Annotated in this window: 18 protein-coding genes; 13 read left to right on the forward strand and 5 right to left on the reverse strand. The window is 65.4% G+C overall.

Going from position 1 to position 26434, the window contains the following annotated elements:
- Positions 1-110 precede the first annotated feature (110 nt).
- From L0F51_RS14845 to rph, 4 genes are all read right to left on the reverse strand, one after another.
- Positions 111-2267, reverse strand: coding sequence for a transglycosylase domain-containing protein (locus L0F51_RS14845; RefSeq protein WP_234629947.1), 2157 nt, complete (start codon positions 2265-2267; stop codon positions 111-113).
- Positions 2268-2353: 86 nt separating this feature from the next.
- Positions 2354-3511, reverse strand: coding sequence for a radical SAM family heme chaperone HemW (hemW, locus tag L0F51_RS14850; RefSeq protein ID WP_234629948.1), 1158 nt, complete (start codon positions 3509-3511; stop codon positions 2354-2356).
- 6 nt (positions 3512-3517) lie between these two features.
- Positions 3518-4168 carry an RdgB/HAM1 family non-canonical purine NTP pyrophosphatase gene (gene rdgB, locus L0F51_RS14855; protein WP_234629949.1) on the reverse strand — a complete coding sequence of 217 codons (651 nt, stop codon included), beginning with the start codon at positions 4166-4168 and terminating at the stop codon, positions 3518-3520.
- Positions 4168-4881 carry a ribonuclease PH gene (gene rph, locus L0F51_RS14860; RefSeq protein ID WP_234629950.1) on the reverse strand — a complete coding sequence of 238 codons (714 nt, stop codon included), beginning with the start codon at positions 4879-4881 and terminating at the stop codon, positions 4168-4170. Before rph ends, rdgB begins: the two co-directional genes overlap by 1 nt.
- Before the next feature lie 131 nt (positions 4882-5012).
- On the opposite strand from rph, the gene hrcA reads away from it, so the two are divergent.
- The 3 genes from hrcA (at position 5013) to pyrE (ending at position 7609) form a co-directional block, all read left to right on the forward strand.
- Complete coding sequence (hrcA, locus tag L0F51_RS14865) at positions 5013-6074, forward strand: heat-inducible transcriptional repressor HrcA (RefSeq protein ID WP_234629951.1); 1062 nt, start codon at positions 5013-5015, stop codon at positions 6072-6074.
- Positions 6075-6181: 107 nt separating this feature from the next.
- A complete protein-coding gene (gene grpE, locus L0F51_RS14870) occupies positions 6182-6856 on the forward strand; it encodes a nucleotide exchange factor GrpE (RefSeq protein ID WP_234629952.1) in 675 nt (224 codons plus the stop codon).
- A 189-nt stretch (positions 6857-7045) separates the two neighbouring features.
- Positions 7046-7609 carry an orotate phosphoribosyltransferase gene (gene pyrE / locus L0F51_RS14875; protein WP_234629953.1) on the forward strand — a complete coding sequence of 188 codons (564 nt, stop codon included), beginning with the start codon at positions 7046-7048 and terminating at the stop codon, positions 7607-7609.
- 18 nt (positions 7610-7627) lie between these two features.
- On the opposite strand, the gene L0F51_RS14880 is transcribed toward pyrE, so the two are convergent.
- Complete coding sequence (locus tag L0F51_RS14880) at positions 7628-8239, reverse strand: alpha-ketoglutarate-dependent dioxygenase AlkB (RefSeq protein WP_234629954.1); 612 nt, start codon at positions 8237-8239, stop codon at positions 7628-7630.
- 290 nt (positions 8240-8529) lie between these two features.
- On the opposite strand from L0F51_RS14880, the gene dnaK reads away from it, so the two are divergent.
- From dnaK to addA, 10 genes are all read left to right on the forward strand, one after another.
- On the forward strand, positions 8530-10455 hold the full coding sequence (gene dnaK / locus L0F51_RS14885) for a molecular chaperone DnaK (protein ID WP_234629955.1): 1926 nt from the start codon (positions 8530-8532) through the stop codon (positions 10453-10455).
- A gap of 350 nt (positions 10456-10805) precedes the next feature.
- On the forward strand, positions 10806-11945 hold the full coding sequence (dnaJ, locus tag L0F51_RS14890) for a molecular chaperone DnaJ (protein WP_234629956.1): 1140 nt from the start codon (positions 10806-10808) through the stop codon (positions 11943-11945).
- Between the two features lie 172 nt (positions 11946-12117).
- On the forward strand, positions 12118-12621 hold the full coding sequence (locus L0F51_RS14895) for a methyltransferase domain-containing protein (RefSeq protein WP_234629957.1): 504 nt from the start codon (positions 12118-12120) through the stop codon (positions 12619-12621).
- Complete coding sequence (locus tag L0F51_RS14900) at positions 12621-13199, forward strand: NADPH-dependent FMN reductase (protein ID WP_234629958.1); 579 nt, start codon at positions 12621-12623, stop codon at positions 13197-13199. Before L0F51_RS14895 ends, L0F51_RS14900 begins: the two co-directional genes overlap by 1 nt.
- A 254-nt stretch (positions 13200-13453) precedes the next feature.
- Positions 13454-14854 (forward strand): adenosylhomocysteinase, encoded by a 1401-nt coding sequence (gene ahcY / locus L0F51_RS14905; protein WP_234629959.1) that lies wholly within the window; start codon positions 13454-13456, stop codon positions 14852-14854.
- A gap of 168 nt (positions 14855-15022) precedes the next feature.
- Positions 15023-17494, forward strand: a complete 2472-nt coding sequence (locus tag L0F51_RS14910) for a PAS domain-containing sensor histidine kinase (RefSeq protein ID WP_234629960.1) — start codon at positions 15023-15025, stop codon at positions 17492-17494.
- Positions 17491-19014 carry a tRNA (adenosine(37)-N6)-threonylcarbamoyltransferase complex ATPase subunit type 1 TsaE gene (gene tsaE / locus L0F51_RS14915; RefSeq protein ID WP_234629961.1) on the forward strand — a complete coding sequence of 508 codons (1524 nt, stop codon included), beginning with the start codon at positions 17491-17493 and terminating at the stop codon, positions 19012-19014. The genes L0F51_RS14910 and tsaE overlap by 4 nt, the downstream gene beginning before the upstream one ends.
- A gap of 41 nt (positions 19015-19055) precedes the next feature.
- Positions 19056-19754: a nucleotidyltransferase family protein gene (locus L0F51_RS14920; RefSeq protein WP_205649846.1), complete on the forward strand. Its 699-nt coding sequence runs from the start codon at positions 19056-19058 to the stop codon at positions 19752-19754.
- Between the two features lie 4 nt (positions 19755-19758).
- Entirely contained in the window at positions 19759-22872 is a 3114-nt protein-coding gene (addB, locus tag L0F51_RS14925) for a double-strand break repair protein AddB (protein WP_234629962.1), read from the forward strand.
- Positions 22869-26408 (forward strand): double-strand break repair helicase AddA, encoded by a 3540-nt coding sequence (gene addA, locus L0F51_RS14930; protein WP_234629963.1) that lies wholly within the window; start codon positions 22869-22871, stop codon positions 26406-26408. Before addB ends, addA begins: the two co-directional genes overlap by 4 nt.
- Positions 26409-26434: the final 26 nt, after the last annotated feature.

Below are 26434 nucleotides of genomic sequence, written 5' to 3' on the forward strand. Positions count from 1 at the left end.
TCCGCACGGGCAGGAAGGTCGTTCGGTGGGTCTTGCCCGGGAGGGACGTCGCCGTCAAGGTCGCTTTGCATGCGCAAGGCGGGCCTGTTGTCGCGATGACATAAATCCTTCTAATTGCCGAAGATACGGCCGAAGAATCCGCCAATGCCTCCCTGGCCGCCATTGCCGCGCTGCGGCCGCGATGGACCGGTCTGCGTGCGGTCGCCGTCGCGGTTGAGAATCCAGTCGCGATATTGCGCATCGCCCCCGGATCCCGCGGCCGAAGGCTGTCCCGCCCCAGGGTTTTGCGCGATCGCAGGGCTGTAGAGCCCCTCGCCCGGCAAGGCCTCCACCGCAACGCCGCGATGCGCCGCATTCATGAAATCCGCCCAGATCATCGACGGCAGATTGCCGCCCGAAGCCTTCTTGGTCGGCGAATTGTCATCATTGCCGACCCACACCCCCGCCGTCAGATTGGCCGTGTAACCGACGAACCAGGCATCGCGCCAATCCTGGCTTGTGCCGGTTTTGCCGCCGGCGGGCCAGCCGGGGATCTGGGCCTTGCGCCCGGTCCCGATCTCCAGCGTCGCCTTCATCATCTCGTTCATCATCGCGACGGTGTGCAGATCCACGACACGTCCGAGCCCCGGGGTGGAACGCTGGAAGAGCGTTTTGCCGTCATCGGTGACGACGCGCTCGATCGCGTGCGGGAGGACGGCGAAACCGCCATTGGCAAGCGGCGCATAAGCACCCGTCAGCTCCAACAGGCTCACTTCCGACGTTCCGAGAGCGATCGTGGCATTGGCCTTGAGGTCGGAGCTGATGCCCATCCGGTGGGCCGTCGCGACGACGTTCTGCGGTCCGACTTCGGCGGCAAGCTGCGCAGCGACCGTATTCAGCGAGCGGGCGAGCGCCGTCTTCAGCGTCACCGGCCCTTCGTATTTGTTGGAGTAATTGTGCGGCTCCCAATTGCCGATCCGCACCGGCTTGTCGACGCGCACCGTCTCCGGCCTGAGCCCCTGTTCGAGCGCTGTCAGGTAGACGAAGGGTTTGAAGGAGGAGCCGGGCTGGCGCTTCGCCTGAACCGCGCGGTTGAACTGGCTCTTGTCGTAGGAACGCCCGCCGACCATGGCACGGATCGCCCCGGTTCCGTCGAGCGCCACCAGAGCCCCCTGATGCACGCCGTATTTGTCGCCGTTCGCTTTCAGACCTTCGACAAGCGCCGATTCGGCCTCGCGCTCCAGCGAGAGATCGATGGTGGTGTAGACCGTGACGTCCTCGTCGATCGCACCGACATAGGAGGGGAGCCGATCCATGACGAAATCGGCAACGTAGTTTTCCGCATGAACGCGATGGCGCGAGGCGATGCGTGGCGGATTCTCCTTGGCGTGCTTCGCCTGCGCGGCGGTGACAAAGCCTTCGCGCGCCATCGCATCGAGGACGAGGCGGGCGCGCGCCTCGGCCGCATCGAAATTGCGGTCCGGCTGATAATGCGACGGTGCCTTGACGAGACCCGCCAGCATCGCGGCTTCGGCCAGGTTGAGATTGCTCGAATCCTTGGCGAAGAAGCGATGGGCCGCCGCATCGACGCCATAGGCGCCCCCGCCGAAATAGACCCGGTTCAGATACATCTCCAGGATTTCGCCCTTGGAGTATTTGTGCTCCAGCCAGAGCGCCAGAAGCATTTCCTGAATCTTTCGCCGGATCGAGCGTTCGGGCGTCAGGAACATGTTCTTGGCAAGCTGCTGGGTGAGCGTCGAGCCGCCCTGCACGACACCGCCGGAGACGAGATTGCGCACGACCGCACGGGAAAGGCCGATCGGATCGACGCCGAAATGCTGGCGGAAGCGATGATCCTCGATCGCGATCACCGCCTCGGGCACATAATCGGGAAGTTCGGAGAGCCTGACTGCCTGGCCGCCGGTGTCACCCCGATTGCCGATGAGGGCGCCATCGACCGCGAGAATGCGCACATTGGGCGGCCGCTCCGGCACCCGCCATTCCGACGTCGGCGGCATCTGGACGCCATACCAGGCAATGATGCCGACGACGGCGATCAAGCCCCACACGGCCAGAACCGACCCCCAGTAGACCGTCCGCCTCAGAAATCCGCCGCCCGATCCGCGCGCCTTTCTTCTGCGGGGCGCGGAGGAACGGCTTTTTGCCGTCTTGGCTTTCGGTTTGCGCTGCGACGTCCCGCCGGCCGGCCGGTCGCGCGCCTCCACGCGGATGCCGCCGCTCTCGCCGAGCCGCGGCTCGACGCGCTGCTTTGCCTTCCGCCCCGCCATCAGATGTCCTGCACTGCCATAAGGATCCGGTGTAACGCTAAAAGCGGCAATTTAAGGCCGGGTTAACCACCACCTTAAGGCTCTCATCACGCAGCAAGATCGGCCACGACGGCATCGAGGACGACGAGACCGGCAGGCGTCGCGCGCAGACGGCCGTCCGGCTCCAGCTGCATCATGCCGTGCTCCACGAGGTCGTGGATCCGGCTTTCCTGCAGCGGGCGGCCGGCAAGCGCCTGATAACGCGCAAGATCGATGCCCTCGACGAGACGCAGACCCATAACGAGGAGCTCGTCCGCCTCCTCCTCCAGGCTCAGAAAACGGTCTTCGATCAGGCCGTTGCCTGCTTCTTCGACCCGGCTGCGCCATGTCTCCGGATGCGCCTCCGCCACGGTCGCAAAACGCCCACCCTCGCCGCGCACGCGGCCATGGGCGCCGGGACCGACGCCGACCCATTCGCCATAGCGCCAGTAGGTGAGGTTGTGACGGCTTTCCGCCCCCGGCCGCGCATGGTTGGAGATTTCGTAGGCCGGCAGGCCTGCGGCAATCATCATCTCCTGCGTCAGCTCGTAGAAATCGGCCGAAGCGTCGGGATCGGGCAACGTGAGCTTGCCGGCCTGATGGAGGGCCGCAAACGGCGTGCCCGGCTCGATCGTCAGCTGATAAAGAGACAGATGATCGGCCGCAAAGCCGATGGCCTCGCCGAGCTCGCGCCGCCAATCCTCAAGCGACTGGTTCGAGCGCGCATAAATGAGGTCGAAGGAGAGGCGTGGAAAGATCTCGCGGGCGAGTTCGACAGCTGCGAGCGCCTCGGCGCGGTTGTGCAGCCGGCCGAGCGCCTTCAGCGACGCGTCGTCGAGGGCCTGCACGCCAAGTGAAACCCGGTTCACACCCTCTTTGCGATAGCCGCGGAAGCGCTCCGCCTCGACGCTCGAAGGATTGGCCTCGAGGGTGATTTCGGCGTTTTCCGCAACCGTCCAGTTCGCGGCGATCGCCTCGAGAAGCGCTGCGACCGTCGCCGGCTCCATCAAGGACGGTGTGCCGCCACCGAAGAAGATGCTCGTCACCCGGCGCCCGCGCGTGCGCTCGGCAAAAAAGCCGAGCTCGCGCCGGAAAGCCGAAACGAAAGCCGCCTGGTCCACCTTCTGGTGCCGCACATGCGAGTTGAAGTCGCAATACGGGCATTTGGCCGCGCAGAAGGGCCAATGCAGATAGATGCCAAATTCCGTCTCCGCGGCCGGGATCATGCAGCATCAGCCTCCGTTGAGACCGAGACAGGCAACGGCGAACGCTTCGAACGCACGCGCCCGATGCGAAAGCGGATTGCGTTCACCGGGCTTCCAGCCGTGTTTTTCTTCCGCACTCATCTCGCCGAAGGTGCGCTCATGGCTCTCCGGCTGAAACATCGGATCGTAACCGAAGCCATGTTCGCCGCGCGGCGGCCACACCAGCGTGCCCTCCACTTTTCCTTCAAAGCTCTCCACCACCCCATCGGGCAAAGCGAGCGCCAGGACGCAGACGAAGGCTCCGCCGCGGGCTTCGGGCGTCACCGCCCCCTGCATCTGAAGCTTTTCCTCGATGTTGCGCATCGCCTGGGCAAAGTCCTTGTCCGGCCCTGCCCAGCGGGCGGAATAGATGCCGGGATCGCCGTTCAGCGCATCGACCGTGAGGCCGGAATCATCGGCAAGTGCGGGAAGGCCCGCGGCGTCGCAGGCGGCGCGTGCCTTCAAAATCGCGTTCTCGGCGAAGGTCGAGCCGGTTTCCTCCGGCTCGATCAGACCGAGATCGGCCGCGGAATGAACCGTGAAGCCGAACGGGTCGAGGAGCGCCCGGATCTCGGCCACCTTGCCGGGATTGTGGCTCGCAACGACGAGAGGTCCGGGCTCCAAGGCCAGTTTCACCATCACTCGACCGCCATCTTCTGCAAATCGACGAGACGACCGATACCTTTGCGCGCCAGGCCCATGAGGGCGATAAGCTCTTCCTCGCTGAAGGGCTTGCCCTCCGCCGTCGCCTGCACTTCGACGAGATTGCCGCTGCCGGTGATGACGAAGTTCGCATCCGTTTCCGCGTCGGAATCTTCCGCATAATCGAGATCGAGCACCGGCTCGCCGCGATAGATGCCGCAAGAGATCGCGGCCACATGGTCGGTGAGGACCGGAGCCTTGACGATGTCGCGGGCGCGCATCCATTCGAGCGCGTCGTGCAGCGCCACCCAGGCACCGGTGATCGCCGCGGTGCGCGTTCCGCCATCGGCCTGGATGACGTCGCAATCGACGGTGATCTGGCGCTCGCCGAGAGCCTTCAGATCGACGACCGCGCGCAGTGAGCGGCCGATCAGGCGTTGGATTTCCATGGTGCGGCCGCCCTGCTTGCCCTGGCTCGCCTCGCGGCGCATGCGATCGCCGGTCGAGCGCGGGAGCATACCATATTCGGCCGTCACCCAGCCGCGGCCACCGCCGCGCAGCCACGGCGGCACCTGCTCGGCAACACTTGCCAGACACATCACCTGCGTGTCGCCGAAGCGAACGAGGCACGATCCTTCCGCATATTTCGAAACCCGGCGCTCAAGCGAGACGGCGCGCATCTCCTCGGCGGCCCGTCGCGATGGGCGCATGAAATCCTCCTTCAAGAATGTGGGCCCTGTTACGCATTCCATCCGCCGACGGCAAGGCGAGTGCCTTGCGTGATGCCCTCGACGAAGCAATATGAGGCATCAAAGGTGCCCCCGGCACCGGGGAATGTCCCATGATGAAATCGGAAATGCTGACAGCCTTGGACGACCGTTCGCGGGAGATCTTTCGGCGCATCGTCGAGAGCTACCTGGAACGCGGTGAACCGGTCGGCTCGCGCAACATCAGCCGCCTTCTGTCGACGGCCTTGTCGCCGGCGTCCGTGCGCAATGTCATGTCGGACCTGGAATCCATGGGTCTCGTCTTTGCGCCGCATACGAGCGCCGGACGCATGCCCACGGAGATGGGCCTCAGGTTCTTCATCGATTCGTTTCTGGAGGTCGGCGGCCTCAGCGACAGCGAGCGGCAGGCGATCGAGAAGCAGGTGCGCACCGGCGATGGCGAAAAGAGCGTCGAATCGCTGCTGACGGAGGCGAGCCAGACCTTGTCGGGCCTGTCGGAAGGCGCCGGCGTGGTCGTTGCCGCCAAACAGGATCTGCGGCTCAAACACATCGAATTCGTGCGCATCGAACAGGATCGGGCGCTCGTCGTTCTCGTCGCCGATGACGGCACGGTGGAAAACCGCGTCGTCACGGTGCCGCGCGGCCTGCCGACCTCGGCCCTGACGGAAGCCTCCAACTATCTCAACGCCCATATCCGCGGGCGCACGCTGGCGGAAGCGCGCGCCGAGCTCGAGCGCAAGCGCGAAGAGCGCCGGCAAGCCATCGACGCCCTGTCGGAGACGATTATTTCGGAGGGGCTGGCGCAATGGTCGGGCCCGGCACAGGAGCCGGCCACCCTCATCGTGCGCGGCCGATCCAAGCTACTGACGGATCTCAGGGCGATCGAGGACCTGGAGCGCATCCGGATCCTCTTCGACGACCTTGAGACCAAGACGGACATCATCCAGCTCCTCAACCTGACGGAAGAAGGCGAAGGAGTGCGCATTTTCATCGGCTCGGAGAACAAATTGTTTTCGCTCTCCGGCTCGTCGCTCGTCGTGGCGCCTTTTCGCGACAGCGGAGAACGCGTCGTGGGGGTGCTCGGCGTGATCGGCCCGACGCGACTGAACTATGCTCGCGTCATTCCCGTGGTCGATTACACGGCGCAGCTGATGACCCAGCTCATTCGCCGCTGAGAATGCGTGATTAGACATAGGTTGCGGGCGTGCGGGTTGATTTTCCCCGTGTGAGCCCTGATATGCCGCTCGACTTGAGATCACCTACGAGAGATCGAAGCTTCGCGATGGATACCGAAAAGCGTAACACCGAAACCAACGAAGCGCCGAGACAGGACAACGAGCCGCCGCTTGGCGCTGGCGCCGAATTTGCTATGGACGCCGCAGAGGCAGACGCCGCCGCGCAGGCCGCCGAGGACGCCGCCGCACAGGAGAGTGTGGAAGAGCTGATCGCCCGGCTGGAGGCGGAGAAATCCGACCTCACGGACCGGCTTTTGCGGGCTGCCGCCGAGGCGGAGAATCTTCGCCGCCGCGCCGCCCGCGACGTGCAGGACGCGCGCCGCTATGCCATGACCAAATTCGCGACCGACATGCTGCAGGTCGGCGACAATCTGCGCCGTGCGCTGGGTGCCGTCGACGAAAAGGCCTGGGGCACGGAAGATCCGGAGCTGAAGGCGCTGCTCGAAGGCGTGCAGATGACGGCGCGCGAGCTCGACCGCATTCTGGAGCGCCATGAGGTCGTGATGATCCCGGCGATGGGCGAACGGTTCGATCCGCATCGCCATCAGGCGATGTTCGAGGTCCCGGATCCGAGCGTGCCGGCCGGCACCATCGTGCAGGTGGCCCAGGACGGCTACATGATCGGCGACCGGGTTCTGCGCGCGGCCCTCGTCGGCGTCGCCAAAGGCGGACCGACCCCGGACAAGGCCGCCAATCAGGCGCCGAAGCCAGAGGCGCAGTAAGCGCCACTGCCACCGGATTTGACCAATGCGCCTCCTCGCAAGAGGGGGCGTTTTTCTTTGTGCAGCGTCAGGTGCCGCGGCGCACGCTCGGCAGTGTTGCCGGCCGAAAGGCCTGCACAAATCCTTGCCCGGCACGCTGAAGGCTTGACCCGCCGCCGGCTTTCCTGCCTTTCGGGAGGCGGAGGCGACATGGACGATCAAGCAGCACTTTTTTCCATCATCAAGGAACGCTCCTTCCGCCAGGGCGGCGAGTTCACGCTCGTCTCGGGGCGCAAGAGCACGATCTACTTCAACCTGAAACCGACGATGCTCGATGCGGAAGGCGCACGCCTCATCGGTGCAGCCGTCGCGGCAAAAGCGCATGAATTGAAGCTCGTCTATGTCGGCGGGCTCGCCATGGGCGCCGTGCCGCTTGTCTCGGCGACGGCGGCGATGAGCGCGGTTGCCGGCACGCCGGTGAAGGCGATCTTCGTGCGCAAGGAAGCGAAGGGCCACGGCACACAGAGCCAGATCGAAGGGCTCGCGGAAGGCGAGAGCCTCACAGGCCAGTCCCTTCTCGTCGTCGAGGACGTCACCACCACCGGTGGATCGGCCATGCAGGCGATTTCGATCCTGCGTGAGGCCGGCGCCGAGGTGAAGCACGTGTTGACGCTCGTCGATCGGCAGGAAGGTGCGGAAGAGGCTTTCCGTCAGGCCGGCATCACGCTCCACGCTCTCTTCCGCAAGAGCGATTTCGGCAAGGATCTGGCATAGGCGCCTACGAGGGCGAACCTATTCGCCCTTCGTCACCCGCCGCAACGTCAGATTGATCCGCCCGCCTTTCGGCAAAAGCGTCGAGGTGCCGGCGATGATCCGGTCGACACCGTGGAAGGCGAGACGCGCCTCCCCGCCCAGAACCAGCGCGTCGCCGGATTTCAGGCGCAGCGAACGGGTCGGATCCTTGCGGCTGTGTCCGCCAATGCGGAACACGGCCTCGTCACCGAGCGACAGCGACACGACGGGTGCTGCGAGATCCTCTTCGTCGCGGTCCTGGTGCAGCCCCATGCGCGTTCCAGACGCATAGAAATTGACGAGGCAGGCTTCCGGCGGCCTCGAATAGGCGCCGAGTTCCGCCCAGGCATCCAGAAGAGCCTGTGGGATCGCGGGCCATGGCCGACCCGTCTCGGGATGCGTCGGCTGGTAGCGATAGCCGGCGCGGTCGGACACCCAGCCGAGCGTCCCACAATTCGTCATGCGCACCGAGAAGGGCTTGCCGGAACGCGGCATGACGGGCGTGTAGAAGGGTGCCTCTTTCAGGAGCGCACGCAGATCTTCGACGAGCTGCTCCTGCGCGCCCCGGTCGAGGAAGCCTGGCGCCAATTTGAAACCCTCAAGAGCTGTCATGCCGAATCTTTCAATCCAGACCTTCTGTGTTTTCAAACGCTTGCCAGCGAGCACGAGACGCTGCGACAGCGGTGTCATCAATATCTCGGTTGGCCGCACGGCTTGTGCAACCTCAGGGCCCTTCTTACTTGCGGCTCCGAAACCCCCTTCTTATATGACCGTCAACGCGCGGCGGAGAGCCAGCGCGAAAGGTTTTCGAACGTCAGACCATGGGGGCTGGTGAAGGCGTTTTGCCTCGTGCGGATGCCAGAAGGGGTCCGGCCGGCCTGCCGACAAAGGAGTGATTGAACATGGCGAAAGTCATCGGCATTGACCTCGGCACGACGAATTCGTGCATCGCCGTCATGGACGGCAAGAATCCTAAAGTCATTGAGAATTCCGAAGGCGCGCGCACCACGCCGTCCATGGTGGCTTTCACCGAGGACGACGAGCGCCTCGTCGGCCAGCCGGCGAAGCGCCAGGCCGTCACCAACCCGCAGCGCACCGTCTTCGCCGTCAAGCGCCTGATCGGCCGGCGCTTCGACGACCCGACCGTTGCCAAGGATCAGAAGCTCGTTCCCTACAAGATCGTGCGCGCCGACAATGGCGATGCATGGGTCGAAGCGAACAGCGAGAAATATTCGCCGTCGCAGATCTCGGCCATGATCCTGCAGAAGATGCGCGAAACGGCGGAAAGCTATCTCGGCGAGAAGGTCGAGAAGGCCGTCATCACCGTTCCGGCCTACTTCAACGACGCGCAGCGCCAGGCGACCAAAGACGCCGGCAAGATCGCGGGTCTGGAAGTTCTGCGCATCATCAACGAGCCGACCGCGGCCGCCCTCGCCTACGGCCTCGACAAAAACGACGGCAAGACCATCGCCGTCTATGACCTCGGCGGCGGCACCTTCGATATCTCGGTGCTGGAAATCGGCGACGGCGTGTTCGAGGTGAAGTCGACGAACGGCGACACCTTCCTCGGCGGCGAGGATTTCGACATGCGTCTCGTCGATTATCTCGCCGACGAGTTCAAGAAAGAGCAGGGCATCGACCTCAGGAACGACCCGCTCGCACTGCAGCGCCTCAAGGAAGCCGCGGAGAAGGCGAAGATCGAGCTTTCTTCTTCGCAGCAGACCGAGGTGAACCTGCCTTACATCACCGCCGATTCGTCGGGCCCGAAGCATCTCACCATGAAACTCTCGCGCGCCAAGTTCGAGAGCCTGGTGGATGACCTCGTGCAGCGCACGGTCGACCCGGTGAAGGCGGCGCTCAAGGATGCCGGCATCGCGGCCGGCGACATCGACGAGGTGGTTCTCGTCGGTGGCATGACGCGCATGCCGAAAGTCCAGGAAGTGGTGAAGAACCTCTTCGGCAAGGAGCCGCACAAGGGCGTCAATCCGGACGAGGTCGTCGCCATGGGTGCGGCCATTCAGGCCGGCGTGCTGCAGGGCGAGGTGAAGGACGTTCTGCTTCTCGACGTGACGCCTCTGTCGCTCGGCATCGAGACGCTCGGCGGCGTGTTCACGCGCCTCATCGACCGCAACACGACGATCCCGACCAAGAAGAGCCAGGTCTTCTCCACGGCCGAAGACAATCAGAACGCCGTGACGATCCGCGTCTTCCAGGGCGAGCGCGAGATGGCTGCCGACAACAAGATCCTCGGCCAGTTCAATCTCGAGGGCATTCCGCCCGCACCGCGCGGCATGCCGCAGATCGAAGTGACCTTCGACATCGACGCCAACGGTATCGTCAATGTCTCGGCGCACGACAAGGGCACCGGCAAAGAGCAGAAAATCACCATCCAGGCCTCGGGCGGTCTTTCCGACGAGGACATCGACAAGATGGTGAAGGAAGCCGAAGCCAATGCCGACGCCGACAAGAAGCGGCGTGAGGTGGTGGAAGCCAAGAACCAGGCCGAAGCCCTCATCCACGGCACCGAGAAGTCGCTGTCTGAGCATGGCGACAAGGTCGACGGCGAAACCAAGCAGGCGATCGAAACCGCGCTTGCCGAGTTGAAGGAAGCCGCCAAGGGCGACGACAAGGCCGACATCGAGGCGAAGTCGCAGGCCCTGGCGATGGCCTCCATGAAACTCGGCGAGGCCGTCTACAAGGCGCAGGAAGAATCCGGTGCCGAAGGCGGTGCGGAAGCCGCCGGCGAGGCCAGCGGCAACAAGGACGAGGATGTGGTCGACGCGGATTTCGAGGAAATCCAGGACGACGACCAGAAAAAGTCCGCGTAACGCCAATGATCGAGAGCCCGAGGCATCGCCTCGGGCTCGTAATTTCCGCCCGGTCCATGGCCATTGCTGCAATCCTCGCCGCGACTTTTCCCTTCCGCTGCACCTCTTGTGCGGATGAAGGGGACAATCGCGCGGGAACGCGGCATCGAGAGCGTCTTTGCTTTCCGTCGGCTTGCCGGGCTGCACGATTTGCAGTGGTAAATAAAGGCAATCGGCGCAACCTGCGCCCGTCTCGCATTGCAGCCGTCCGGCGCGCCCGCTACACGCAGGGAAAGCGCAGCCGCGGCAAACTCGCTTTGCGGCCGGTGGGGGTTGTGCCTTTCGCATCAATCAAGAGGAGCGCCTGAGCCGTGGCCAAGCGCGACTATTACGAAGTTCTGGGCGTGGGCCGAGAGGCCGACGAGAAGGCTCTCAAATCAGCCTTTCGCAAAATGGCCATGCAATACCATCCGGATCGCAATCCGGGTGATGAAGAGGCCGAGCACCGCTTCAAGGAAATCGGCGAAGCCTACGAGGTGCTGCGCGACCCGCAAAAGCGCGCCGCCTACGACCGCTTCGGCCATCAGGCCTTCGAGAATGGGGGCTTCGGGCGCGGTGGCGGCGCCGGTGCCGGGGCTGCGGGCTTCGGCTCCTTCTCCGACATTTTCGACGATATTTTCGGAGAGTTCATGGCCGGCGGGCGCCGCTCCGGCGGACGCGAGCGCGGGTCGGATCTCCGATACAATCTCGAAGTCACGCTCGAAGAGGCGTTCAACGGCAAGACGGTGGAGATCGAAGTTCCGACCTCCGTCACCTGTGACATCTGCTCGGGTTCCGGCGCGAAGCCCGGCTCTTCGCCAACCACCTGCCCGACCTGCCGCGGCGCCGGACGCATCCGCGCCACGCAGGGTTTCTTCCAGATTCAGCAGACCTGCCCGACCTGCCATGGCCGCGGCACCGTCATTTCCGATCCGTGCAGCAAATGCTCGGGCTCCGGGCGGCTTTCGGAGCGGCGGACCCTGTCCGTCAACATTCCAGCCGGCATCGAAGACGGCACGCGCATCCGCCTGGCCGGCGAAGGCGAGGCGGGCCTCAGAGGCGGACCGGCGGGCGACCTCTATATCTTCCTGTCGATCAAGCCGCATGAATTCTTCCAGCGCGACGGAGCCGACATTTTCTGCCGCGTGCCGGTCTCCTTCACCACGGCGGCGCTCGGCGGTCAGTTCGAAGTGCCGACGGTCGAAGGCGGGCGCACGCGCGTCCGGGTGCCGGAGGGGACCCAGACCGGCAAGCAGTTCCGCCTCAAAGGCAAGGGCATGCCGATCCTGCGCTCACGCAATTTCGGCGACATGTATGTGCAGATCGTCGTCGAAACGCCACAGAACCTGTCGCGGCGGCAACGCGAAATCCTCGAGGAATTCGAAAAGGCGCAGTCGGAGGACAACAATCCTGAATCTACGGGTTTCTTTGCCCGGGTGAAGGATTTTCTGGAATCCCTCGGCGACACATAAGTTTCATGGAAATGCCTGAAACGGGGGAAGCGGCGCATTACTTTATGAGTGCCGTGACAAGAGCATGAAAGGTCGAAAAATGGTCCAAACGGGGACGCCTTTAGCGGAACGGATCGAAGACGAATTCCGCTTCTTCAAGACTTGGGCCCAACGCCCTTTAAAAATGGGGGCGGTGTCGCCGTCCAGTCGCGCCTTCGCCCGCATGATGATCAAGCACGGCCGGCCCGATCCGGAAGGCTGGACATTGGAACTCGGGCCCGGCACCGGCGTCATCACCGAGGAGCTCATCCGCTCCGGCATTCCGCAGGAACGCCTCGTCTGCGTGGAGTTCGAGCAGCATTTCTATGACCTGCTGAAGAAGCGCTTTCCGAGGGTCAATCTCATCCGCGGCGACGCTTTCGACCTTCAGAACACGCTCGGCGAGTTCGCCGACACCAAGTTTTCCGCCGTCCTGTCCGGCGTGCCCGTGCTCCTCATTCCCGAGGAGAAGCGGCGCCGGTTCATCGAAGACTGCCTGTCGCGCGTGCGCCCTGGCGGAAATCTGACCCAGCTTTCTTATTCCTTCACATCGCCGCAGAAGTCCGTTCCCGGCTCCTTCACGGTGGAGAAGTCGCCGTGGGTGGCCTTCAACCTGCCTCCCGGGCGGGTCTGGATCTTCGAAAAAGAGGCTGCCTGATGGCCATTCGGGTGCTGGTGCTGCCGGGCTCGCTGAGCTCCGGTTCGCTCAACACCCGTCTTGCCGCCGTCGCCACCAAGACGCTCGCCCTTCGGGGTGCGGAGGTGACGCGCGTGTCGCTCGGCGACTACCCTTTGCCGTTCTACGAGGGCGATGTGGACTTGCGGGGCGGTGTCCCGGAGAAAGCCCGCGCCCTCGCCCGGCAATTCCGAGCTCACGATGCCGTCCTGATCGTAAGCCCGGAAGACAATGCCGGCATCCCCGCCGTCTTGAAAAATGCCATCGATTGGATGGGCCGGGAGGACGTGAGGCCCTTTCGCGACCGCGTCTTCGCACTCGCATCGGCGTCGGGCGACCCGTTCGGCGGTCTTTGCGGGCTTCTCGCTCTGCGGCAGGTGCTCGAGGCGAGCGCACTTGGCGCTCTCGTGATCCCCGAGCATTTCCTTTTGCCGGGGGCCGAAAACGCCTTTGACGAGCGTGAGGAGCTGAAGGACCGCGCGGCATCGCGACGCCTCGACGGTGTGCTTCAGGCATTGATGCAGCGTGCGGCTGCGCTCAAGCTCGCCCGTGAAAGCTGAACTGGGCTTCGCCCGATGCAACGCTCGCCACATTTCACCGGACCGGCGCGCACGTTGAAACCGGGCGACAAAAGCCCCGGACTTCCTGCCGTTTTCGTATCGGTGCCGGCTCCGCCAGCTTTTACGAGACAGCCCCGCGCAGGTTCCCTATCGTCAACTGGCGCTCGACAGAGGCCGCGGCCGCGACTTGCTGGCCTCTGCCCACCATGGTAACCGCGCGCCAAGCAACTGATCTTCCACAAGCCGAGAACCGCATGTCCCAGAACGAAGATTTCATCGTCAAAGATCTTTCGCTGGCCGATTGGGGCCGCAAGGAAATCGAAATCGCCGAGACCGAAATGCCGGGCCTCATGGCGCTGCGGGAGGAGTTCGGCGAATCGAAGCCCCTCAAGGGCGCGCGCATCGCCGGCTCGCTGCATATGACGATCCAGACGGCAGTTCTCATCGAGACGCTGGTCGCTCTCGGCGCGGAAGTGCGCTGGGCCTCGTGCAACATCTATTCGACCCAGGACCATGCGGCCGCCGCCATCGCCGCTGCCGGCATCCCGGTCTATGCGATCAAGGGCGAGACGCTTCCCGAATACTGGGATTACGCCGACCGCATCTTCGAGTGGCCGAACGGCGAAACCGCCAACATGATCCTCGACGACGGCGGTGACGCGACGCTTCTCATCCTCCTCGGCGCGCGCGCCAAGAACGACCCGTCCCTCATCTCCGACCCTCAGAACGAAGAGGAAGAGGCGCTCTATGCGGTGATCAAGCGCCGGCTGGAGAAGGACCCCGAGTGGTTCGTGAAGGTGCGGAGCGCCATCCGCGGCGTCTCGGAAGAGACCACGACGGGCGTCATGCGCCTCTACGACCTGCAGCGGAAGGGCCTTCTTCCGTTCCCGGCCTTCAACGTCAACGACAGCGTCACGAAGTCGAAGTTCGACAACAAATACGGCTGCCGCGAATCGCTCGTCGACGGCATCCGTCGCGCCACCGACGTGATGATGGCCGGCAAGGTCGCTCTCGTCTGCGGTTACGGCGATGTCGGCAAGGGCTCGGCGCAGTCGCTCAGGGGCGCCGGCGCCCGGGTGAAGGTCACGGAAGTCGACCCGATCTGCGCCCTGCAGGCGGCGATGGACGGCTTTGAGGTCGTCACGCTCGAAGAGGCGGCTCCGGAGGCCGACATCTTCGTCACCGCCACGGGCAACAAGGACGTCATCACGCTCGACCACATGCGCGCCATGAAGGACATGGCGATCGTCGGCAATATCGGTCACTTCGACAACGAAATTCAGGTCAGCGCACTGCGCAACCTGACATGGACCAATATCAAGCCGCAGGTCGACATGGTTCAGTTCCCGGACGGCAAGCGGATGATCCTCTTGTCGCAGGGGCGCCTCCTCAATCTCGGCAACGCCACCGGCCATCCGAGCTTCGTCATGTCCGCCTCGTTCACCAACCAGGTGCTGGCGCAAATCGAGCTGTGGACGAAGTCGGAAAAGTACGAGAACCAGGTCTACGTGCTGCCCAAGCATCTGGACGAAAAGGTTGCGTCTCTGCACCTCAAGAAGCTCAACATCACGCTGACCAAACTGCGGCCGGATCAGGCGGACTATATCGGCGTCTCGCCGGAAGGGCCGTTCAAGGCCGACCATTACCGCTACTGATTCGTTTCAGCGAAGCGCTTCATCGGGCCGGCCGCTCCCCAGCGGCCGGCCCGAATGTTTATTAACTCGCGGTAACCTTTCCGACTTTCGGCGAAGCGGGTAAGGTACGATTCGGGTGTGAATGCCGGGGCGGTCACCCGGTATCAAGCAGACGTGGCGGAGACGATATTGAACCGGCAGGCCCGGCACAGAGCGATTCGAGCTTCGGGCAGGCTCATCCCCGGCGTCGCGACCGCCGCCCTCTTCGCCTTTTCCGCCGACAGTGCGTTCGCCCATCCGCTTTTCGGAGAAGGGACGGGTTTTTCCCAGATCCTCTGGCTCGCCATTACCGCGGGCTTCGCCGGCGCGGCCACGATTGCGTTGTCGCTCTTGTTGCGGCGCGACCGCGACAACGGCCTCGCCGCCGCACAACAGCAGATCGCCCGGCTCAAGCAGGCGCTCGATCGCTCCGAAGCGCTCCTTGCCAGTGACGACCAGAAGACCCTGTGCTGGAGCCGTCCCGACGCCGCCGCGGACGTACATGGGACGTTGCCGAGCCATGTCGGCGCGCCGACCTCCGGCGAGCTCTTTCTCGATTTCTTCTCCTGGCTCGAACCGCGCAGTGCCGAAGAGCTGCAATGGGCCCTCGATCAGCTCTGGGAAACGGGGGAAGCCTTCCATCTCTCGCTGCGCACGCAGACCGACTGCTTCCTGGAGGCGAACGGGCGTACCAGCGGCCCCCGCGTCATTTTGCGCCTGCGCGAGCTGACCGGCGAACGCCGCTCGTTCGCCGAATTGAAAGAACAGGCCGGCGTCGTCATCGCCGAGATGACGGCGCTGCGCAGCCTCGCCGAGGCGCTGCCCTTCCCGCTGTGGCGCCGCAATCAGCACGGGCGGCTCAGCTGGGCGAATTCCGCCTATGTTCAGGCCGTGGGCGCACCCGATCTCACCATGGTGACGACACGCGGCACGGAATTGCTGGAGCCGGCAACGCGCGGCGCCGTGCGCGAGGCGCATCGCGACGGGGCCCATTACCATGCGGTGGCCCCGGTCGAGATTGCCGGTGCCGAAAAGCAGATGGAAATCTTCGACATCAAGGTCGAGAACGGCACGATCGGGCTTGCCATCGACGTGACGGAAGTCGAGACCGCGCGCCAGGAGCTCAAGCAGAACATCGAGGTCAACTCCCGCCTCCTCGACCAGCTTTCGACGGCCATCGCGGTCTTCGACGGCGAGGCACGGCTGCAATTCGCCAATGCCGCCTTCCGGGCTCTGTGGGACCTGCCTGCGCGCTTTCTCGCGACCGGCACCGAAGAGGGCGTCCTTCTCGACCAGATTCGGGCCGAGCGGCGCCTGCCGGAACAGGCGAATTACCGCGAATGGCGGCGCCAGCATCTTGAACATTACGCCGATCCGCAGCCGCGCGAAGAGATGTGGCACCTGCCGGACCGGCGCTCCTTCCGCATGATCGCCACGCCCAATCAGCAGGGCGGCTTCACCTATATCTACGAGAACGTCACCGAGCGCCTGTCTCTGGAAAGCCGGGTCAACGCCCTGTCGCGCATGCAGGGGGAGACGCTCGACCACCTTTCGGAAGCGGTGGGCGTCTTCGGATCGGACGGGAGGTTGAGGCTCTACAATCCGGTGCTTGCCGAGATGTGGCAGCTGTCGCCCGATTTCCTCAAGGAAGAGCCGCATATCTCGACCCTCATCGGGCATTGGATGCTGTTCTTTCCCGAACAGGGCGCCTGGACCAAGATCTCCAACGCCATCACGCGGATGGAGGCGGCTGAGAGCCTCGCGGGGCGGATGGAGCGGCGCAACGGCTCCATCATCGAATATTCCACCGTGCCGCTGCCGCAGGGTATGACGCTCCTCACCTTCGCCGACGTGACGGAGAAGGCCGAGGCGCATCGCTTCCTGGAAGAGCGCAACCGGCTGCTTGAGGAAACGGACCGGCTCAAATCCGATTTCATCCAGCACGTCTCCTACGAGCTGCGTTCGCCCCTCACCTCCATCATCGGCTTTGCGCAGATCCTGGCCGCCGGCGCGGCGGGCGAACTCAACGCCCAGCAGCGCGAATATATGGACCACATCGCGCAATCCTCAGATTCGCTCCTCGTTCTCATCAACAACATCCTCGATCTCGCCACCGTCGATGCCGGCATCATGGAGCTCGAGATCGACGAGGTGGACATCAGCGAAGTCGTGCACGGCGCCGTCGTCGGCGTGCGCGACCGCATCGAGGAGAAGGAGATCGACCTGTTCATCCAGGCCGACGAGACGCTTGGGCATTTTCGCGCCGACGCGTCCCGCGTGCGCCAGATCCTCTACAACCTCCTCTCCAACGCCATCAATTTCTCGCCGCCGGGAAGCCGGGTGGAAATCCGCGCACAGCGTCAGGACGGTTCGGTCGTCTTCGTGGTGCGCGACCAGGGGCCGGGCATCCCGCCGGAAATCCGCGACGACGTCTTCGAACCCTTCGAAGGCACGGCACCTGAAGGCGGCCGGCGCGGCGCCGGCCTCGGCCTGTCGATCGTCAAGCGGCTCGTCGAGCTGCATCAAGGCGACATCGCCATCGATTCCGAACCCGGTGAAGGCACCACGAGCTGGGTGCGGCTCCCTGCCGATATCAGCAAGGCTCAAGAAGCCGCCGAATGACCGACGGGGGCGCGATCGAGCTGAAAGAGGCGGAAACGGCGCCGAGCTTCAGGCTGCACCTTGCCGACGAGGAGGCGACGAACCGGCTGGCAGAAGATTTTGCGGCCGCCGCAAGACCCGGCAATCGCATCCTCCTGTCGGGCGATCTCGGCAGCGGCAAGACGAGTTTCGCGCGCGCCTTCATTCGCAGCCTCGCGGGCGATCCCACCTTCGAAGTGCCGAGCCCCACCTTCCCGCTGCGCATCGATTATCCCTTCGCACGCTTTCCGGTCGTGCATGCCGATCTTTACCGGCTGGGTGACCCCGACGAGGCGGAGGAGATCGGGCTTTTCGACCTTGCAGATGACACCGTGCTTCTCGCCGAATGGCCGGAGCTCGGCGACCTCGCCTGGCCCGAGGCCGCCAATCTCACGTTCGAACTCGCGGCCGAAGGGCGCGACGTTATGGTCGTCGCCGGTGGCGACTGGGGCGAGCGGCTGACACGCAGCTTCGCGATCCGCCGATTTCTCGATCGCTCGGGACGGGCCGGCGCCACGCGCACTCCAATCCTCGGCGATGCCTCCGGGCGCAGCTACGAGCGCATCGTCGACGGCGCCGAGGCGATCTTGATGAATGCCCCCGCCCGGCCCGAGGGACCGGCGGTCTGGCAGGGCAAGAGTTACGACGCGGTGGCGCATCGCGCGCGCGATCTCTCGGCCTTCCTCAATGTCGGCTCGCTCCTTGCCGAGCGCGGCGTACGGGTGCCGCAGGTCCTGGCGCAGGATTTGAGCGACGGGCTGCTTCTGGTGGAAGATTTCGGCAGCGAGCCGATCATCACGGCCGACCGCCGGCCGATCATCGAACGCTACGAAGCCGCGGTCGATCTTCTCCTGCGCCTGCATCTTTGCGAGGTCTCAGCGAACTCCTCGGCATCTCGCGGCATCCGCGCACCCGATTTGCCGCCCTACGACACCGAGGCGCTTCTCGTCGAGACGGCCCTCTTCGCCGAGCATTTCGCCGGGCGCGAGGCGGGACCGGAGATGAGCGACGCGGCGCGCGATGAGTTTCTGGCGCTCTGGCGCGCGCTTTTCGACAGGCTTGCCGGCCGTGAACGGGTGATCGTGCTGCGCGATTATCATTCGCCGAACATCATCTGGCGCGAAGGGGCCGACGGGACCGACCGGGTCGGTGTCATCGACTTCCAGGACGCGCTTTTGGGCGATCCCGCCTATGATGTCGCATCGCTCGCACAGGATGTGCGCGTCGACATCGACGAGGCGGAGGAAGAAGCCCTCGTCGCACGCTATATCAGAGGTCGCCGTGCCGCCGATCCCGCCTTCGACGAGGCGCCCTTCCGCGATGCCTGCGCCATTCTCGGCGCACAACGTGCTACGAAAGTGCTCGGGGCCTTCGCGCGGCTTGCACACGAGGGCAAGCCGGCCTATCGCAGCCATATCCCGCGCATCCGCGCGCGGCTCCGTCGCAGCCTCGAGAGGCCGGTTCTGTCGGAGCTTCGCCGATGCTATGACCCCTATCTCTGATCGTTTCGGAGTTGCCGCACTTGGCCGTTCTCTCCACCGCCATGGTGTTGTCCGCTGGCTATGGCCGGCGTATGCGCCCGCTTTCCACCACCACGCCCAAACCTTTGATCGAGGTCGCGGGCAAGGCTCTCATCGACCATTGCCTTGACGGCCTCGCGGCTGCCGGCATCGAGAAGGCCGTCGTCAACGTCCATTACATGGCGGACCTCGTCGAGGCGCATCTCGGACGCCGTCGCGCGCCCAAGACCATCGTCTCCGACGAGCGCGCGAAGCTCCTCGATACGGGCGGCGGCTGCCTCAAGGCCCTGCCGCTTCTGGGCGAGGGTCCGTTTCTTCTGCGCAATTGCGATTCCTTCTGGCTCGAAGGCGTGCGGCCCAATCTCGATTGGCTGATCAGCGGCTGGAACGACGATGAGATGGACGGGCTTCTCCTTCTCGCTTCGACCGTCGCCTCGGCCGGCTATTCGGGCACCGGCGATTTCATGCTCGGCAAGGACGGTCGCCTGACGCGGCGGGCTGAGCGCACCGTGGCGCCGTTCGCCTATGCGGGTGCTGCGATCCTGTCGCCCCGTCTCTTCCGCGACCCGCCGGGAGAGGTTTTCTCTCTCAACGCGCTTTTCGATCGCGCCCTCGAAGAAGGTCGGCTTTTCGGGGTGCAGCTCGACGGTCTGTGGATCAACGTGGAAAACCCGGACGCCGTCAAAGCCGCCGAAATGGCCATTCTGGAGAGCGCCGCCTGAAGCGATGACGACGAGCACCGGCACGCAGGACCATCCCAACGTTTTCACACTGCCTGCCGGTGTCGCCTTTCTCGATGAGCTGGTGGAGGCGCTCTATGACGGGCGTCTTCCGGGCGTGGGAGGCTTCGACGACCCACTGGCACTCGCCGACCTCACGCTTTATCTGCCGACGCGCCGCGCCGCCCGAGCCATCCGCGGCAACTTCCTCGCCCGCAGCCGTGCCGGCATCATCCTGCCGAAGATCCGCACGCTCGGCGATCTCGACGAAGACGAACCGCTCAGCGCGCTCGACGGGCTCGATGCGGAGGATCTGTCCCGCCCGGTGATGGCGCCGCTTTCGCGGCAATTGATTTTGACGCGGCTCGTGCTCGGCTGGTCGGGCGCGATCGCGCGGCAGAAGGCGGGTCTTGGCGACGAGCCGTCGTTCATCCCGGCATCGCCCGCCGATGCGGCGCGCCTCGCCGCCTCACTCGCAACCCTTCTCGACGATGTCGGCCTTGCGCCGGAGCGCTGGCAGGCACTCGGCCAGCTCGCGCCGGACGACCTCGCCCGCTACTGGCAGATCACCCAGGAATTCCTGACGATCGTCTCAGACGCCTGGCCTTCGATCTTGAGCGAGCGCGGCCTCGCCGATCCGGGTGCGCAGCGCGATCTGCTTCTGCGGGCAGAGGCGCGCCGTCTCGCCGAGCAGGGACCGAAAGGCCCGGTGATTGCTGCCGGCTCCACCGGCTCGGTGCCGGCAACGGCGGAGCTTTTGGCCGTCATTGCCCGCCTGCCGAACGGCGCCGTGGTGCTGCCGGGTCTCGATCAGGAGCTCGACGCGGCCGGATGGGAGGCGATCGGCGATGCGCGCAACGACCCTGCCGATGCCGGTCATCCGCAGTTCGGGCTGAAGAAGCTGCTTGAAAGCCTCGGCTGCGCGCGTGACGCGGTGATCCCGCTCGCATCCGCCCCCGCCGGCCTCGGCCGGCGCTTGCGCTTTGTCTCCGACGCGCTCAGACCGGCCGCCACCACGGATATCTGGGCGGAGACGGTGCCGGCACCGGAGGCTCTCGCGGACGCACTCGACAACGTCGCGCTGATCGAGGCCGCCGAAGAGCGCGAGGAAGCGTTGGCCGCCGCGCTCGTCCTGCGCCGAGCCGTCGAAGACGGGCAGACCGCCGCCCTCATCACACCCGACAGGGCGCTCGCCCGCCGCGTCTCCGCCATGCTGGAACGCTGGCAGATTCGCGTCGACGATTCCGGCGGCATGCCGCTGTCGCTGACCCCGCCCGGCATCCTGGCGCGGCTCGTCGCGGAGGTGGCCTGGCGCGGTGCGGCCGCGATCCCGCTTCTCGCACTCCTCAAACACCCGCTCGCCCGCTTCGGCTGGCCGGCAGGGCGCGTGCGGCACGCCGCCCGTGTTCTGGAACGCGCCGTGCTGCGCGGCCCCGTCCTTGCCGAAGGGCTGGAGCCGCTTCAACGCGCCTTCCAGAAACGCCGTGCCGAGTGGCTGGCGAAGGAGGCACGGAGCGCAACCCTCAACGGGCTCGAAGAGCGCGATTGGGACGAAGCAGAGGCGCTTTTGGCCGAGCTTCTGACTGCGCTTCAGCCCATGCTGGAGGTGCCGCGAGAGGCGCCCCTCTCAACACTCCTCAAGGCGCATGTCGCTGCTCTCTCAGCCATCGGACGCGACGAGGAGAGCGGCCCTGGCGAGCTCTGGCAGGACGAGGCGGGCGAGGCCATGGCCGCGCGTCTCGACGCGTTGACAGAGGCCGCACCCGAGGGTCCGGAGCTTTTTTACGGCGATTATCCAGCGCTCTTCGAGGCGCTGATTGGCGATGTTCGGGTGCGCCGGCGCGGCGGCAACGATCCGCGCGTACATATCTGGGGTGCGCTCGAAGCCCGTTTGCAGACGGTGGACGTCGCCATTCTCGGCGGCCTCAACGAAGGTGTCTGGCCGCGCCCCTCGCAAAGCGATCCGTTCCTGTCGCGGCTGATGGCGGCCTCGATCGGTCTCGATCCACCCGAACGCCGGCTCGGCCTCTCGGCTCATGATTTCTATCAGGCGCTCGGCCATCCGCAGCTCTATCTCAGCCGCGCATTGCGGCAGGGAGCGGAACCGATGGTGCCGTCGCGCTGGCTGCAGCGGCTGACCGCCCGCGCCGGCGAGAGCGCAACACACGCATTGCGGGCACGCGGCGACGAGATCCTGGGCATGACCCGCCTTCTCGACCGGCCGGAGACGAGTATTTCGCTTGCCGCGCCCGAGCCGCGACCGCCGCTCACCGCCCGCCCGAAACGGCTTTCCGTCACGCGCATCGAAACGCTCATCCGCGATCCTTATGCGATCTACGCGCAATATGTGCTGGGCCTCGACGCCTTCGAGGAGATCGCCTCGCCCGCCGGCGCGGCCGAGCGCGGCATGCTGATCCACGATATTTTGGAGAATTTCATCAAAGAGCGCCCGGCAGGCCCTTATGACGAGGCGGCAAAGGCGCACCTTGCAGAAGTGGGTCGTGAAGCTTTCGCAGCCTACGAGGATTGGCCGGAAGTGGCGGCACTGTGGTGGCCGCGCTTTCAACGCATCGCCGACTGGTTCCTCGCCCAGGAGCGCGGCCGCACGGAGGTCCAGAAACGTCATGTGGAAGCGACGGGCGACTGGGCCCTCAGCCCGGAATTTCGCCTGACGGGCCGGGCCGACCGCATCGATCTTCTGAATGACGGGCGGCTTGCCATCATCGATTACAAGACCGGCACGCCGCCGAGTGCCAAGGCTGTCCTGTCGATCAGCCCGCAATTGCCGCTGGAGGCGCTGATGGCGCGGCGCGGCGCCTTCAAAGACACGCCGTCCGGCGAAACCGCCGAACTCCTCTATTACCATCTCTCCGGCCGTGGCGAAGGCGGGCAGGTGCACGCGCGCGGCTTCCGCAAGCCGACGAAAAGCGAGCCGGGCGTCAGCCTGGAGGAATGCCTGCGGGCGACGGAAGACAAACTCATCGCGCTCATTGCGCATTTTGCGCAGGCCGAGACGCCCTACCTTTCCAACCGCGTGCCGCGCTCGGAACGAGAGTTCGGCAGCGATTACGATCATCTTGCCCGCATCGGTGAATGGTCGCTCGGCGAGAGCGAGGAATGAAGCGTCCGGCAAGCCCCACCGAACGCCAACAATGGCAGGCCTCAGATCCCGCAGCCTCCGCCTGGGTGGCCGCCAATGCCGGTTCCGGCAAGACGCATGTCCTGACCCAGCGCGTCGTACGGCTGCTGCTCGCCGGGGCCGATCCCGCTGCCATCGTCTGCCTCACCTACACCAAGGCCGCAGCGGCGGAGATGTCGGGCCGCGTCTTCAAGATGCTCGGCGAATGGGCGACGCTCCCGGACGCAGAGCTGACGGAGGCGATCGCCAGAAGTCAGGGCGAGACGCCGCGACCCGAAACCCTGACGCGGGCACGTCGGCTCTTTGCGCAGGCGCTGGAGACACCGGGCGGCCTCAACATCCAGACGATCCACGCCTTTTGCGAACGGATCCTGCACCAATTCCCCTTCGAGGCGAACGTGCCGGGGCATTTCGAGGTGCTGGACGAAACGGCCGCCGAGGGGCTGCTCCTCGAAGCCCGGCAGGCCGTCCTGCGCGCAGCCAAATCGGACGGTTCTCGTCTCGGCACCGCCTTCACCCGGCTTGCGACACTGCGATCCGATCAGGACATCGAGGCGGCTCTTGCGGCGCTCGTGGCCGAACGCGACCGGCTGGAGCGATGGATCGCGTGGGCGGCGACAAACACCCACACCCCCTCCGAGGACATCGACGATGCGATTGCCGATCTCCGGCGCCGGCTGGGGCTTGAAGCGGACGAGAGCGAAGAAGCGCTGTGCGCAGAGATCTGCCGCGCCTCGGGGTGGGCATCGGGAGATTGTCGAAGCCTGTGCGACGCCCTTTCGGCAGAGGCGGCGAACCGCACCGACGAGGGGGCACGGAGCGCACTGGAAGCGATCCTCGCTCATGAGGGCGGACCGCTTGAGGCTGATTTCCGCGCCGCCTTCTTCCTGACGGCAAAGCCGGAGGGCTGGTCCGTCCGCAGCGAGAGCCGGCGTTTCTCGGCCGCCTTCCGCCGCAACCGGGACGACCTCGACGCCCTCTTTTCGGCCGAAGCCGTCCGCCTTCAGCCCTTGCGCGAACGTCTGTCGCTGGCGCGCACGGCGGAAGCGACGGAAGCGCTTCTCCTCATCGGAGGCGCCATCCTGCAGCGTTACCGCATCCTGAAGCAGCGGCGCGGCTTCCTCGATTTCTCCGACCTCATCCTGCGCACGCGCAATCTCCTGCAGCGGCCGGACGTGGCGGCCTGGGTGCAATACAAGCTCGATGCCGGCATCAGCCATCTTCTCGTCGACGAGGCGCAGGACACCTCCCCCGACGCCTGGGCGATCGTCGAGCGGCTGGCGGAGGAATTTTTCGCCGGCGAGAGCGCCGAACGCCGGCCACGGACGCTTTTTGCCGTCGGCGACGACAAGCAGTCGATCTACGGTTTCCAGGGCGCCGAGCCACGGCTTCTCGCCGAACTCGGCCGCAAGTTCAAAACCCGCGCCGAGGCCGCCGCGCAGGAGTTTCGCGCCGTCTCGCTCGGCGTCTCCTTCCGCTCCACGCAGGCCGTGCTCGACGCGGTCGACACCGTCTTCGACGGGCCGCTCTCCGAACGGGTGACGCGTCTCGGCTATCAGCGGCACCAGGCCTATCGGCAGAATGTGCCCGGACGCGTCGAAATCTGGCCGCGCATCATCCGGCCGAAGGGCGAAATGCCGGAGGATTGGTGGCAACCCTTCGACGCGCCTGCGGAATCTGAGCGGAAGCTCGCAGAAGAAATTGCCGACGAGGTCGCGCGCCTGCTTCACCCAGAGAAGCGGCTTCCCTCCGGCAAGGCGATCTCCGCCGGCGAGATCATGATCCTGACGCGCAAGCGCGGCAGTTTCGCCCGCGCCATGGTGCGGGCGCTCAAAGCCCGCAACCTGCCGACGGCCGGCGCCGACCGGATCGCGCTCGCCGACCACATCATCGTCCAGGACCTTCTGGCGCTCGCCGATGTCGTTCTCCTGCCGGAAGACGATCTGCAACTTGCGGCCCTTCTGAAATCGCCGCTCTTCGGTTTCGACGACGACGATCTGATGGCGCTTGCGATCGGCCGCGGCAGAGAGACCCTCTTCTCCCGGCTTCGTGCGAGCGAGGACCCCCGCCACAGCCAGGCCACGGAACGCCTGCGGCATTGGATGGCGATGGCCGACCAGATGCCGCCCTTCGCCTTCTATACGCGCCTCGTCGAGGCCGAGGGGGCGCGCAAGGCCTTCCGGGCGCGCATGGGGAGCGAGGCGGACGACGTGCTCGACCTTTTCCTCTCGGCCACGCTCAGCCTGGAGCGCGTCTCTCCGCCCGGTCTGCAGGCTCTGGCGGCCGCACTTCGTGAAGGCGGCGGCGACATCAAGCGCGAGCTTTCGGAGACAACCGATGCCGTCCGCGTGATGACCGTGCATGGGGCGAAAGGGCTCGAGGCCGACATCGTCTTCCTCGCCGATACCGGCGGCCAGATTGCGGCACCCCAGCACCGTGACGCACTCGCCTTCATCGGCGACGATGACGATCCCGCCTTCATCTGGCGCCAAAGCAAAGAAGACGCGACGCCACAGCAGCGAGAGGTGGAGGCGAAGGAGGCGGAGGCCGCACGCGACGAATATTTCCGCCTCCTCTATGTGGCGATGACGCGCGCCCGCGACGTTCTCTACGTCACGGGCATCAGGGGCGATCGCACACCCAAGGATGGCTGGTACGCGGCGATCCGGAATGCGCTCGCGTCAGAGAACGATGAAAACGCGGAAGGAGATTCCGACGACGAGCTCGCCGAGCGCCTGCACTTCTTTGGGCTGGAACCGGGCGACGGCCCGCCGCCCGCACCCGAAGCAAGAGCCGAAACACCATCGGTTGCCGTTCCGGCCCTGCCACATTGGGCAGAGCATCCGGCCGCGCCCGCACCGCGGCCGCCGCAGCCGCTTCGCCCCTCCAGTGCCCTCGCCGAGGAAGATCCGCCGGACAGCGCGCCGGCGCCCGTCATCGCCGGACGAAGCGCGGCGATGCGCGCCGCAGCCGGCCGCGGCCGGGCGATCCACCGGCTTCTGCAGTTCATGCCCGACTGGCCTGCCGACGAAAGGCAGCGGCGTGGGGAGCGGCTTCTCGCGCGGGACTGGCCGGAGGCCGCGCCCGCAGATGTTGCGGCCGCGCTTTCGGAGGCTGCAGGCGTCCTCGCGCATCCCGACCTTGCCGGGTTCTTCGCACAGGGAAGCCGCGGGGAGGTGTCGCTCGTCGGCGAGATCGCGACCTCACGCGGGACCTTCGCCGTCGGCGGGCGCGTCGACCGCCTGGCGGTGACGGAGAGCGCCGTCCTTCTCGCCGATTACAAGACGAGCCTGTCGCCTCCCGCCTCGCTTGCTGCGGTCGACGAAGGAATGGTCCGCCAGCTTGCTCTTTACGCGCGTCTTCTCGGGCCGCTTTATCCCGGGCGGAAGGTCCAGGCCGCCCTCGTTTTCACCGCCGGTCCGCGCATTTTTCCAGTGTCCGCCGAGCGTCTCGCTAAAGCGCTCGCACCTCTCGACATCGCGCATGGCAGTCCATCTTCCGGTACGCCGCTCGCTTGACCGACCCCAAGGCCCTCCCTACGTTC

It is taken from the genome of Afifella sp. H1R, assembly GCF_021462425.1.
GTDB classification, from domain to species: Bacteria; Pseudomonadota; Alphaproteobacteria; order Rhizobiales; family Afifellaceae; genus Afifella; species Afifella aestuarii.